This is a genomic window from Streptomyces sp. NRRL S-920 (assembly GCF_000717945.1).
Taxonomy (GTDB): Bacteria; Actinomycetota; Actinomycetes; order Streptomycetales; family Streptomycetaceae; genus Streptomyces; species Streptomyces alboniger.
In genome coordinates, this window is the sequence record NZ_JODF01000006.1 from 60,123 (window position 1) to 73,150 (window position 13,028).

8 protein-coding genes are annotated in these 13,028 nt (G+C 71.6%); 5 read left to right on the forward strand and 3 right to left on the reverse strand.

Annotated features, from left to right (window positions below):
- Positions 1-36: 36 nt before the first annotated feature.
- A complete protein-coding gene (locus IG54_RS0106930) occupies positions 37-1,257 on the reverse strand; it encodes a trypsin-like serine peptidase (protein ID WP_030778587.1) in 1,221 nt (406 codons plus the stop codon).
- Positions 1,258-1,513: 256 nt separating this feature from the next.
- Positions 1,514-2,758 (reverse strand): trypsin-like serine peptidase, encoded by a 1,245-nt coding sequence (locus IG54_RS0106935; RefSeq protein ID WP_030778589.1) that lies wholly within the window; start codon positions 2,756-2,758, stop codon positions 1,514-1,516.
- A gap of 530 nt (positions 2,759-3,288) precedes the next feature.
- Between IG54_RS0106935 and IG54_RS40020 the strand changes: the two genes are divergently transcribed.
- From IG54_RS40020 to IG54_RS0106960, 5 genes are all read left to right on the forward strand, one after another.
- Complete coding sequence (locus tag IG54_RS40020; protein WP_420712229.1) at positions 3,289-4,899, forward strand: diaminobutyrate--2-oxoglutarate transaminase family protein; 1,611 nt, start codon at positions 3,289-3,291, stop codon at positions 4,897-4,899.
- A gap of 98 nt (positions 4,900-4,997) precedes the next feature.
- Entirely contained in the window at positions 4,998-6,998 is a 2,001-nt protein-coding gene (locus IG54_RS0106945) for an IucA/IucC family protein (protein ID WP_030778593.1), read from the forward strand.
- Between the two features lie 36 nt (positions 6,999-7,034).
- Complete coding sequence (locus IG54_RS0106950; RefSeq protein WP_030778595.1) at positions 7,035-7,805, forward strand: GNAT family N-acetyltransferase; 771 nt, start codon at positions 7,035-7,037, stop codon at positions 7,803-7,805.
- 68 nt (positions 7,806-7,873) lie between these two features.
- On the forward strand, positions 7,874-9,799 hold the full coding sequence (locus IG54_RS0106955; protein ID WP_030778596.1) for an IucA/IucC family protein: 1,926 nt from the start codon (positions 7,874-7,876) through the stop codon (positions 9,797-9,799).
- 40 nt (positions 9,800-9,839) lie between these two features.
- A complete protein-coding gene (locus IG54_RS0106960; RefSeq protein ID WP_030778598.1) occupies positions 9,840-11,810 on the forward strand; it encodes an ATP-dependent DNA helicase in 1,971 nt (656 codons plus the stop codon).
- Positions 11,811-11,913: 103 nt separating this feature from the next.
- Here IG54_RS0106960 and lexA read toward each other — a convergent pair whose 3' ends face one another.
- A complete protein-coding gene (lexA, locus tag IG54_RS0106965) occupies positions 11,914-12,699 on the reverse strand; it encodes a transcriptional repressor LexA (RefSeq protein ID WP_030778599.1) in 786 nt (261 codons plus the stop codon).
- Positions 12,700-13,028: the final 329 nt, after the last annotated feature.

The window sequence follows — 13,028 nt, forward strand, 5'->3', positions numbered from 1 at the left end:
TGCGGGCCTTTTCCATGCCGGACGTGCGGCGCGCGGTTACTGCGAGCCGTACTTCTTGCTCATCATGTCGTAGACCTGCTCGGCGCCCGCGCCCAGCTGCGGCCCCGCCAGCCAGGTGTTCTCGGCCGGGCCGATGGACGTGTTCGACACGAGCCGGGTCTTGCCGCCCACCATCCGGAACCAGCCGCCGCCGGACGAGCCGCCGGTCATGGTGCAGCCGATGCGGTACATCGTCGGCAGGGAGGGCGACAGCGAGAGACGGCCCGGCTTGTCCACGCACTTGTGCATGATCAGGCCGTTGTACGGGGGAGCGGCCGGGTAACCCCAGGCGCCCATCGAGCTGACGCTCGGCGCGGACGGAGTCGAGAAATCGACATCGAGAGCGTTGCCGACGGTCTCCTCCAGGGACTTGCCGCCCTGCTCCGGCTTCACGTGCATCACGGCGTAGTCGTGCGTCGCGCCGGCGCCGCCCGTCGGACCGCCGCCGTCGATCCACTCGTTGGAGGTCGAGACCCAGTCCGCCCAGTACTGGCCGTAGGGGGCGATCTCCTGCGGGGAGGCGTTGCCCAGCTCGGCCTCGGACTTGCCGAGGTCGTTGTAGGAGGGCACGAAGGCGATGTTGCGGTACCAGCCGCCCTCCTTGCCGGCGTGCACACAGTGACCCGCGGTCCACACGAGGTTGGACTTGCCGGGGTTGCGCGGGTCCTTGACGACGGTGCCGGAGCAGACCATCGAACCCTCGGGCGAGTCGAAGAAGATCTTGCCGACGGGGGCGGCGTTGTCGTGGTACGGCGTCTTCTCGGGCTTGGCCCGGACCGGCGTCGGATCGGGGTCGGTCGCGCCCTGGTCGGCGGCCGCGTCCTTCGCGGCGATCGTCTTGTTCGGGTCCTTGGCCTTCTTCATCCGCTCGGGCTTCCAGAGCCCGGCGATGACCGGGTTGACGAAGTCCTTGGACTCGCGCAGCCAGTCGTCCTTGTCCCAGTTCTTCCAGGCGCCGTTCTTCCACTTGTCCGGGTCGATGCCGTGCTTGCGCAGCTTGTCGGCGAGTTCGCCGGGCAGCTTGGAGTCGGCACCCCCGGAACCGGCGTCGGAGCCGCCGGCCCCCTGGGACGCGGCGCTGTCCGACTGGCCGGACGCCTTGTCGTCGCTCGGGCCGCAGGCCGTGGCGGTGAGCGCCAGGGCGGCGGCGAGCCCGGTGGCGGCGAGTGTGACGCGCCGCCCACGGCTGCGCGCGAACGGCGCACGAGTGGAACGCATGGTGCTGTTACCCCCGATAGAACGTGTATGTACGAAACGTGCGGATGCGAAGTCGCGGACTGGCCGACCAGTCGACTAGCCCACTGGCCGACCGGCCCACTGGCTGACCGGCCAACCGGGCTTGGCATGCACTTGTCATGCGCGGATCCGGGGAGTACCGGAATCCGCGCTGACGCGACCACCCCACTATGCCCGTGGGATTGGGGACGAACGGCGGCGGGGTCGTGAAGGTTTCCGGCGACCCCGCCGCGTAGGACTACTGGTCGGCGAACTTCTTGCTGACCGCGCCGTAGATGCCCTTGGCCTCCTTGCCCAGGCGCGGACCGGCCAGCCAGCCCGCCGTCACCGGGCCGATGGAGGTGTTCGACACCAGAGCGGGCTTGCCGTCCCGGCCCTGGGCGACCCAGCCGCCGCCGGACGAACCGCCGGTCATGGTGCAGCCGACGCGGTACATCGTCGGGTCGGGCTTGTTGAGCGAGAGCCGTCCCGGCTTGTCGGCGCACTGGAACAGCTTCTGGCCGTCGAAGGGCGGCGCCGCCGGGTAGCCGGTGGCCGTCATCGTCTTGATCTCGGGCACCGCCGGGGCGTTGAAGTCCACCGGGAGCGCCGAACCGACCGTCTCCTCGAGCGACTTGCCCTCGCTGCCCTTCTCGGGCTTCACGTGCATGACGGCGAAGTCGTACGGCGCGCCCTTGCCGCCCGTCGGACCGCCCTGCTCGATCCACTGGTCGGAGGTCTGCGCCCAGTCGCCCCACCAGACGCCGTACGGAGCCACCTCTTCCTTGGGGGCGTTCCGCAGTTCCTCGGCCGACTTGCCGCTGTTGTTGTACGAGGGGACGAAGATCATGTTGCGGTACCAGCCGCCCTTGGCGCCCGCGTGCACGCAGTGGCCGGCGGTCCACACCATGTTGGACTTGCCGGGGTGGGCCGGGTCCTTGACGACGGTCGCGGAGCAGACCATCGAGCCCTCGGGGCCGTCGAAGAAGAGCTTTCCGGACTCGGCGGCCCGGCCGTGGTACGGCGCCTGCACGGCGGCCGCCTCCACGGGCTTGGGCGTCGGGTCGGTGACGCCCTGGTCACCGGAGATGTCGTTGTCGTCGACGCTCCGGTCCGGGTTCTTGTCGGCGTCCCGCATCCGGTCCGGGTCCCACAGGTCCTCGATGATCGGGTTGACGAAGTCCCCGGCCTCGCGCAGCCAGTCGTCCTTGTCCCAGTTCTTCCAGGCGCCGTTCTTCCACTTGTCCAGGTCGATCCCGTGCTCCTTGAGCCGGTCCTGGAGGTCCGCCGGGATCTGGATCTTGTCGTCGCCGGAGCTGCCGCCCTCGCTGTCACCGGGCTGCGCCGACGACGAGTCGCCGCCGGCGTTGTCCTCGCTGGGACCGCAGGCCGTGGCGGTCAGTACGAGCGCCGCGCCGAGCGCCACCGCGGCCGCCACGGGGGAGGTTCTGGTGCGCGCGCTCCTCCCGCTGCGGGCAGTGAAGAGCGGACGTATGGGTCGCATCGTGAGATTCCCCCTGGGCCTCGAAAAACGTTCAATGTGCTGGACAACCGGGCGCTGAACACCCGTCGTACACCGGCACGGAACCCCCACGACCGGGGGAGCGGCGCACCTGTCGCTGGTGAACGGCACCCCACACTATGCCGGTGCCGTTGGGGACGGCCGACGGAAGGGCAACGGTTCCGTCACGGCAAGGATCTTCCGACAACCCGTGATCCTCCGGGGGCGGCGTCGTTGGTACGTACGGGGGAGTCGCGGCCTGCGTTCATCTCCCCTGCCAACTCGTCGGCGCGGGCGGCCACATGAGGCTCCTGGGGGTCCTTCTCGGAGGGCGGAGGGAGCCGCATTGGGACCGGACGCGCCCGTCCACAGCGGGAGGACCAACAGTCGTGGCCGTGACCGAGCCTGCGCCCGCGGCGGTGTCCGCGGCGTGTTCTCCACCGCAGACCGGGCACCCCGGGCGAACCGAGCAGACCCCCGTCGACGGGCCCTCGGCCAGTAGTTCCGCGCACTCCTCGGCACAAGAGGGGATTCTGAGGCGGCAGTCGGCGCGCGAGTCGGCAGCGCGCACCTACGCGCGAGCACTGCCGATCGTGCCCGTGCGGGCGCGTGGCATGACCATCGAGGGCGCCGACGGGCGCCGCTACCTCGACTGCCTCTCGGGCGCGGGGACCCTGGCCCTCGGCCACAACCACCCCGTGGTGCTCGAAGCGATCAGGAAGGTCCTCGACTCGGGGGCACCCCTGCACGTCCTCGACCTGGCCACGCCCGTCAAGGACGACTTCACCACCGAGCTGTTCGACACGCTGCCGCGCGGTCTCGCCGAGCGCGCGCGGATCCAGTTCTGCGGCCCCGCCGGGACGGACGCCGTGGAGGCCGCGCTGAAACTGGTCCGCGCCGCCACCGGCCGCGAGGGGCTGCTGGCCTTCACCGGCGCCTACCACGGCATGACGGCCGGGGCACTCGAAGCATCCGGCGGCGCACAGGACGTACGCGTCGCGCGCCTCCCTTATCCACAGGACTACCGCTGCCCGTTCGGCCTCGGCGGCGCGAACGGCGCCGAACTCTCCGCCCGCTGGACCGAGAGCCTCCTCGACGACACCAAGTCGGGCGTCCCGGCCCCGGCGGGCATGATCGTCGAACCGGTCCAGGGCGAGGGCGGTGTCCTCCCGGCGCCCGACGCCTGGCTGCGCCGGATGCGTGAGATCACCGCCGCGCGCGGGATCCCGCTCATCGCGGACGAGGTACAGACGGGAGTCGGACGTACCGGCACTTTCTGGGCCGTCGAACACAGCGGCGTCGTGCCGGATGTGATGGTGCTCTCCAAGGCGATCGGCGGGAGCCTGCCGCTAGCCGTCGTGATCTACCGCGACGACCTCGACGTCTGGCCTCCCGGCGCCCACGCGGGCACCTTCCGCGGCAACCAGCTCGCCATGGCGGCGGGCGCGGCGACCCTCGCCTACGTCCGTGAGAACGGCCTCGCCGAACGCGCCGCCGTCCTCGGCGCCCGCATGCTCGCCCAGCTCCGCTCCCTGGCCGCGGCCCACCCGTGCGTGGGCGAGGTGCGAGGCCGGGGCCTCATGCTGGGTGTCGAACTGGTCGAGGCCGCGGAGCCGGTCGGCTGCGCCGCGCCGGGAGACCCCGCTGGCCTCAGCGGCCCCGCCGGTTTCGGCGGCCCCACCAGTCCCACCAGTCCCACCAGTCCCACCAGTCCCACCGGTCCCGTCGGCTTCAGCGGCCACGTCGATACCGTCGAGCGAAGCCCCGAGGACACCTCGGGCACCAGCCGAGAGGCAGCCGACCGCGGCACCACCCACGGGTCCCCCGCCGGTCCAGGCGCCGCCGACCAGGCCTCCGTCGGCCGCGAGGGCGCGCACAGGGCAGCCACCCCGTACGATCCCCTCGCCGGAGGCGGCGCGGGGATCCTGCCGAACGCCGCCCGCCCCCGCCCACCCGCACCCCAACTCGCCGCCGCCGTGCAGCGCGAGTGCCTGCGCCGCGGGCTCATCGTCGAACTCGGCGGCCGCCACTCCAGCGTCGTACGTCTCCTCCCTCCCCTGACCATCACCGACGAACAGGCGGCCGCGGTCCTCGACCGCCTCGCCGACGCGCTGGCCACCGCGGCGCGTGCCCACCACGGATAGCCAAGACGGACCCGGACGGCGCCCGCGGCCATGAGACGCCGGGCGTGCCCGGCCCCGTCGCCACAACGGAGCCCGAACAACCTCACAAGGAACCCCTCTTGAACGCCACCCCCGCATCCGAAGGCCGCCCCGACCCCCACGCCCCAGGCGCGTGCGGCACGCAATCCTCACCGGTGGCGGAGTCCGGTACGGTCCCCCGGCAGAAGGGTGGCGGCCAAGAGGCCGAGCACCTGCGCGGCGCGTCCACGGACCTCCTGGAGCACCCCGACCCGCACATCGCCGCGCAGGCGGCGGCCGTCGAGAACCTCCTGCGCTGCTGGGTCAGGGAGAACGACCTCCCGGCACCGGACCACGGCCCCCTGCGCGTCCCCCTCGACGCCAGCGGCACGGCCCTGCTCGTCCCCGTCCACTACTGGTCGGCCACCGGCTGGCACCGCTTCGGCCTGCCCTACCTGGAGGACGGCCCGACGAGCGCCCCACCCGTCGACGCGGTCACCGTCGCCGCGCTCCTCCGCCGCGAAACGGCCCGCCGCGACGCGGGGCCGACAGCCGACGACCCGGAAGCGGAGCCCGAGCCGGAAGCGGAAGCCGAGCCGGGGGAGGCGACCGCCCCGGAAGGGGCGACGCCCTCGGCCGGGTCCGTGGACGGCGCGGACCTGCTCGGCCGGGTCGCCGACTCGGTCCGCCGGACCGCCACGTTCATCGCCGACCGGCGCGAGCGCCCCGACGACGATCCCGACCTCTTCCTCGCCGCCGAACAGTCCCTGCTCCTCGGGCACCCCCTGCATCCGACCCCCAAGAGCCGCGAGGGCCTGTCCGACGCCGAGGCCCGCCTCTACTCACCGGAGTTGCGCGGCAGCCTCGCCCTGCACTGGCTGGCCGTCGACCGCTCCGTGCTCGCCTGCGACTCGGCGTGGACCGAGCGAGGCCGCGCTGTCCCGGCGGACCAGCTCACCGCCCGCCTGGCAGGAGCGGAACTGCCGCTGCCGGACGGGCACGTCGCCCTCCCCGTCCACCCGTGGCAGATCCGCGAGCTGCGGCACCGTCCCGAGGCGGCCGAACTCCTCGACGCGGGACTCCTCCAGGACCTCGGCCCGCACGGCACCCCCTGGCACCCCACCTCCTCCGTACGCACCCTCTACCGCCCCGGCGCGGCCGCCATGCTCAAGCTCTCCCTCGGCCTGCGCATCACCAACTCCCGCCGGGAGAACCTCCGTAAGGAACTCCACCGGGGCGTCGAGGTGCACCGCCTGCTGCGCAGCGGCCTCGCCGAGCGGTGGCAGTCCGCCCACCCCTGCTTCGACGTGGTCCGCGACCCCGCCTGGCTCGCCGTCAACGACCGTGACGGCGCCCCCGTGACCGGGCTCGACGTCATGATCCGGCACAACCCCTTCGGCCCCGGCGACGACGCCACCTGTGTCGCCGGACTCGTCTCGCCCAAGCCGTCGGCGCTTCCCGGCTGCCAGGAGTGGCGCCTGATGCGCTCCCGGCTCGGAGAAACCGTCACCAGGCTGGCCGGGCGGACGGGCCGCCCCCGAGGAGCCGTCGCCACCGAGTGGTTCCTGCGCTACCTGGAAACCGTCGTCCGCCCCGTGCTGTGGCTCGACAGCGAGGCGGGCGTCGCCCTGGAGGCACACCAGCAGAACACGATCCTCCTGCTCGACCCCGACGGCTGGCCCGCGGGCGGCCGCTACCGCGACAACCAGGGCTACTACTTCCGGGAGTCCCGCCGCGCCGAGCTGGACCGACAGCTCCCCGGAATCGGCCGGCACAGCGACACCTTCGTCTCCGACGAGGTGACCGACGAGCGGTTCGCCTACTACCTCGGCATCAACAACGTCCTGGGCCTGATCGGAGCCTTCGGCGCCCAGCGCCTCGCCGACGAGCGGCTGCTGCTCGCGGCCTTCCGGCGCTTCCTCGGCGACATCGCCTCCGGACCCGACAGGCTGCGCACCTCGCTGCCCACGACGCTGCTCGACTCACCCGTACTGCGGTGCAAGGCCAACCTGCTGACCCGGCTGCACGGACTCGACGAACTGGTCGGCCCGGTCGACACCCAATCCGTCTACGTCACCATCGCCAACCCCCTTCATCCCTGAGGAACATGCCCCACCTCTTCTGACAGGAGCGACCCCGTGCCTCCCACCGATGCGAGCACCGACGCCGGGAGCGAATCCGCGGCCTCCGGAGCCGACGGCGCAGACACCCTCGATCTGCGCCTGCCCGACGAGCTGTTCGCCCTGCTCGCCGAGCGCGAAGAGCACGTGCCACCGGCAGCTCACATCGGCCACGGGGAGCGCCCACCGGACCAGGCCACGAGCGCCGTCACGCCGGACGACCTCCTCGGCGGCGTCGGAGAGTGGGGGCCGACCACCACCGCCGCCGGTGTCTTCCAGCTCGTACCCGTCCGCCTCGAACGCGACCTCCCGCTGATCAGCCGATGGATGAACGATCCCGCCGTGGCCGCCTTCTGGGAACTCGCGGGACCCGAGGCCGTCACGGAGGCCCACCTGCGTCCCCAGCTCGACGGAGACGGACGCAGCGTGCCCTGTCTGGGCGTGCTGGAGGGCATGCCGATGAGCTACTGGGAGATCTACCGCGCCGACCTCGACCCACTGGCCCGGCACTATCCCTCGCGCCCGCACGACACCGGAATCCACCTCCTCATCGGCGGTGTCGTCAACCGCGGCAGGGGCCTCGGCACCTCGCTGCTCCGGGCCGTCGCCGATCTCGTACTCGACCACCGCCCCGCGTGCGCACGCGTCCTCGCAGAACCCGACCTGCGCAACACCCCCTCCGTCTCCGCATTCCTGAGCGCCGGCTTCCGCTTCTCCGCCGAAGTGGACCTGCCCGGCAAAAGGGCGGCGCTCATGGTCCGTGACCGGGCCCTGCGCGCAGTGCTCTGACCCGATCACTCTCCGTCACTCATGGAACGTCGCTCGTCCCGATCCGGTTCCCTCCCTGAGGAGTCCCCGTGCCGAATCCGTCCGCAAGCCCGAGCTGCCGCCCCTCCACCGCGCTCTACGACCCGCCCGAACTGACCCAGGACCGATGGCGCGCGGCCGGGCGCCGTCTGCTCGCCAAGATGGTCGGCGAATTCGCGTACGAGGAGATCATCCGGCCCGTACGAGTCATAGGGGGCGAGCCCGGCGCGTACCGGCTCACCCTCGAAACGCCCGAGACCGACGGGACCACCGCGTCGGCCGAGCAGCCCGCATCGCCCGAGCAGCCCGCATCGGCGGCGCCCTCCGCACGCGCCGGTGACGAAGGCGGCCCCTGTCTCACTTTTCGGGCCCGCCGCGGCTCATACGGCGGCTGGCACGTGGACCCCGCCAGCCTCGCCCTGGCCCAGGGCGGCTCGCCTGCCGTCCCCTTCAGCGACCCGATCCGATTCCTCGCGCTCGCCCGCCGGACCCTGGGGCTCGACGGCGCCACCCTCGGCCATCTGATCCGCGAACTCACCGTCACGCTCTGCGCCGACACCCGTATCGACCACACCGCGCTCGCCGCGACACGGCTCGCCGACCTCGGTTACGCGGAACTGGAGGGGCACCAGATCGGCCACCCCTGGCTCGTCCTCAACAAGGGGCGCATCGGTTTCTCCGCGAGCGACACCGACCGCTGGGCGCCCGAGGCCCGCCGTTCCACCACGCTCCCTTGGATCGCCGTCCACACCGACCTCGCGGTCTACCGAGGTGTCACCGGCCTGCACACCCCCCAGCGGCTCTACGCGCGCGAGCTGACCGCCGCCGCCCAGGAGTCCTTCGCGGGCCTCCTCCGCGCGCGCGGGCTCGACCCCCAGGAGTACCTCTACCTCCCGGTCCACCCCTGGCAGTGGGACGAGATCGTGCTGCCGCTCTTCGCTCCGTCCGTCGCCGCGAACGCCATCGTCCCGCTCGGCAGCGACGGCGACCTGCGCCTTCCCCAGCAGTCCATCCGTACGTTCCTCAACGTGTCCCGCCCCGACCGGCACACCGTGAAGCTGCCGCTGTCGGTCCTCAACACACTGGTGTGGCGGGGCCTCCCGACAGAGCGCACGGTCGCGGCACCGGCCGTGACGGCCTGGATGCACGCGCTGCGCGACGCCGACCCCTTCCTGCGCGACGAGTGCGGGGTCATCCTGCTCGGCGAGGTGGCCTCGGTGGCCGTCGAACACCCGGTCTACGACGGGCTGTCCGAAGTCCCGTACCAGTACCGGGAACTGCTCGGCGCCATCTGGCGCGAGCCGATCAGCCGCCACCTGGCGCCCGACGAACGTGCACGCACGCTGGCCGCACTGCTGCACGTCGACCCGGACGGCAAGGCCTTCGTCGCGGAACTCGTCGAACGCTCGGGACTGACTCCCTCCGTCTGGCTGCGCAGGCTCTTCGCCGCCCTGCTGCCCCCGCTGCTGCACTTCCTCTACCGCTACGGAACGGTGTTCTCCCCGCACGGGGAGAACACCATCGTCGTCTTCGACGACAAGGACGTGCCCGTCCGGCTCGCGGTGAAGGACTTCGTGGACGACGTGAACGTCAGTGCAACGCCGCTGCCCGAGCACGACTCCATGCCGGACGACGTGCGCGACGTACTGCTCACCGAGCCTCCCGGATTCCTCACCCAGTTCATCCACTCCGGGCTCTTCGTAGGAGTCTTCCGCTATCTGGCGCCGCTGTGCGAGGAGCAACTGGGCGTTCCGGAGGCCGACTTCTGGGCCGCCGTACGCGCCGAGATCCTCCGACACCAGGCACGCGCTCCGGAGCTGAAGGAGCGGTACGAGATGTTCGACCTGCTCACACCCCGTATCGAGCGGCTGTGCCTCAACCGCAATCGCCTCCTCCTCGATGGCTACCGCGACCGCCCCCAGCGCCCCCACGCCGCCGTGCACGGGACCGTGCCCAACCCCCTCCATCAGCCTTGATCGCGGGAATGTCAGTGGGGCACCGTAGGGTGGTCGCGCTATGACGAAGCCCTCCCTCCCCGATCTCCTGCACGCCGCCGTCACCGCTGTCGGCGGCACGGAGCGCCCTGGCCAGGTGTCCATGGCCGAGACTGTCGCCGAGGTGATCGACGACGGCTCCCACCTGCTCGTCCAGGCCGGCACCGGCACGGGCAAATCCCTCGGCTACCTCGTGCCGGCCCTGGCGCACGGGGAGCGCGTGGTGGTCGCCACCGCCACGCTCGCCCTCCAGCGCCAGCTCGTGGAGCGGGACCTGCCGCGCACCGTGGAGGCCCTGCATCCGCTGATGCGCCGCCGCCCCCAGTTCGCGATGCTCAAGGGCCGTTCGAACTACCTGTGCCTGCACCGGCTCCATGAAGGCGTGCCCCAGGAAGAGGAGGAGGGCCTCTTCGATCAGTTCGAGGCGGCCGCGCCCACCAGCAAGCTGGGGCAGGACCTCCTGAGGATGCGGGACTGGGCGGACGAGACCGAGACGGGCGACCGCGACGATCTCACCCCCGGCGTCTCCGACCGCGCCTGGTCCCAGGTCTCCGTCTCCTCCAGGGAGTGCCTCGGCGCCTCGAAGTGCGCCTATGGGGCGGAGTGCTTCGCCGAGGCGGCCCGCGAGCGCGCCAAGCTCGCCGACGTCGTCGTCACGAACCACGCGCTGCTGGCCATCGACGCCATCGAGGGCGCCCCCGTCCTTCCTCAGCACGAGGTGCTGATCGTGGACGAGGCCCATGAGCTGGTCTCCCGCGTCACGGGCGTGGCCACGGGAGAGCTGACCCCCGGGCAGGTCAACCGCGCGGTGCGCCGCGCGGCCAAGCTCGTCAACGAAAAGGCGGCCGACCAGCTCCAGACCGCTTCCGAGGGCTTCGAGCGGTTGATGGAGCTGGCCCTGCCGGGCCGCTTGGAGGAGATCCCCGAAGACCTCGGGTACGCGCTGATGGCCCTGCGTGACGCCGCGCGCGCGGTCATCACCGCGCTCGGCTCCACCCGGGACAAGTCGGTCCAGGACGAGGACGCGGTCCGCAAGCAGGCGCTCGCCTCCGTGGAGTCGATCCACGACGTGGCGGAGCGCATCACCAACGGCTCCGAATGGGACGTCGTCTGGTACGAGCGGCACGACCGTTTCGGGGCCTCCCTGCGCGTGGCGCCGATGTCCGTGTCGGGTCTCCTCCGGGAGAAGCTCTTCGCCGACCGCTCGGTCATCCTCACCTCCGCCACGCTCAAGCTCGGCGGCGATTTCAACGGCGTCGGGGCATCGCTCGGCCTGGCCCCCGAGGGCACCGAGTCCGAGGACGCGCCGCAGTGGAAGGGCCTCGACGTCGGCTCCCCGTTCGACTACGGCAAGCAGGGCATCCTGTACGTCGCCAAGCACCTGGCCCGGCCCGGGCGCGAGGGCACGCGCAGCGACATGCTCGATGAGCTGGCCGAGCTGATCGAGGCGGCGGGCGGGCGTACCCTCGGCCTGTTCTCCTCCATGCGGGCCGCTCAGAGCGCCGCGGAGGAGCTGCGGGGCCGCCTGGACATGCCGATCCTCCTCCAGGGCGAGGAGACCCTGGGCGAGCTGATCAAGGGCTTCGCGGCCGACGCGCGGACCTGCCTCTTCGGGACGCTCTCGCTCTGGCAGGGCGTGGATGTGCCAGGCCCCAGCTGCCAGCTGGTGATCATGGACAAGATTCCGTTCCCGCGCCCCGACGACCCGCTGATGAGCGCCCGCCAGAAGGCGGTCGACGAGGCCGGCGGCAATGGGTTCATGGCGGTCGCGGCCACGCATGCGGCTCTTCTGATGGCGCAGGGCGCGGGTCGTCTCGTACGAGCGTCCGGGGACCGCGGTGTCGTGGCGGTGCTGGACCCCAGGCTGGCCACCGCGCGCTATGGAAGCTATCTGCGGGCTTCGCTGCCGGACTTCTGGTACACGACGGACCGCAATCAGGCGCGCCGCTCCCTGGCGGCGATCGACGCGGCGGCGAAGGCGGCCGAGGCGTAGGAGCCCCGGTGCCGAGGCGGGCTCAGGGCCGGCGCTCGGGGCGGACGCAGCAGGGCCCCGGAACCGGCGCAGTTGGTTCCGGGGCCCGGTCAGGGGCGGAGTCTCATACCCGCCGCAGCACCGCCACGACCTTGCCGAGGATCGTCGCCTCGTCGCCGGGGATCGGCTGGTACGCGGAGTTGTGCGGGAGCAGCCAGACGTGCCCGTCCTCGCGCTTGAAACGCTTGACCGTGGCTTCGCCGTCCAGCATGGCGGCCACGATGTCGCCGTTCTCCGCGACGGGCTGGCGGCGCACCGTGACCCAGTCGCCGTCACAGATCGCGGCTTCGATCATGGAGTCACCGACGACCTTCAGTACGAAGAGTTCGCCGTCGCCCACGAGCTGTCGGGGGAGGGGGAAGACGTCCTCCACCGACTCCTCGGCGAGGATCGGGCCGCCGGCCGCGATGCGGCCGACGAGCGGGACGTACGAAGCGGCCGGCTTGCCGGTGGTGTCGGTGGGCTGGCTGCTCGGCTGGTCCGAGCCGCGCACCTCGTAGGCCCGCGGGCGGTGCGGGTCGCGGCGGAGGAAGCCCTTGCGCTCCAGAGCCATCAGCTGATGGGCGACCGAGGAGGTGCTGGAGAGGCCCACCGCCTGACCGATCTCCCGCATGGACGGTGGGTAGCCGCGCCGCTGCACGGAGTCCCGGATGACCTCGATCACCCGGCGCTGCCGGTCGGTCAGCCCCGAGCTGTCGGCCCGGATGCCTGGAGGTCGCCCTGGCAGGGAGCGCGTGGGCTTGGGCCCCTCCTGGTTCGTGGCTGCGTCATTCATGGCATGCACCGGCTCGAGTCGGCTCTGGGAGCGGTCCTGGGCAGTGATGGTGGCGCTGTCTGCGGTGGTGGTCACGTCGGTCGGCCCCTCTCGAGATGTTCTCTCCCTAGCTAGCCAACGGTAGTTGCTTTCGAAAGGTTGCGCCAAACACACGTTCGAGTGAAAAATCGAAGATTACCTGACGTGATCAGGGATCCAGGTGTATGGCCGACGCCCGTGCCGAACGGCAATTCGGTTCATTACGGTACGCTTCACCGCCGGGGTCGTGAGCCCTTCGGTGGATCTCCCATACTGCCACCCGGCACCCCGTCAACCCGGCACCGACCCCCGCCCCGAGCGGCGCGAGGGGCGGCTTCGTAGGCCCGAGGCGTTCCGGGGCCGTGCGACACGCGTGGGGTCGGAAA

What these genes read in the sequence shown, in the direction of transcription:
- IG54_RS0106935 (WP_030778589.1), bottom strand. Translation starts at nt 2,758, where the DNA reads ATGCGACCCATACGTCCGCTCTTCACTGCCCGCAGCGGGAGGAGCGCG.
- IG54_RS0106930 (WP_030778587.1), bottom strand. Translation starts at nt 1,257, where the DNA reads ATGCGTTCCACTCGTGCGCCGTTCGCGCGCAGCCGTGGGCGGCGCGTC.
- IG54_RS0106960 (WP_030778598.1), top strand. Translation starts at nt 9,840, where the DNA reads ATGACGAAGCCCTCCCTCCCCGATCTCCTGCACGCCGCCGTCACCGCT.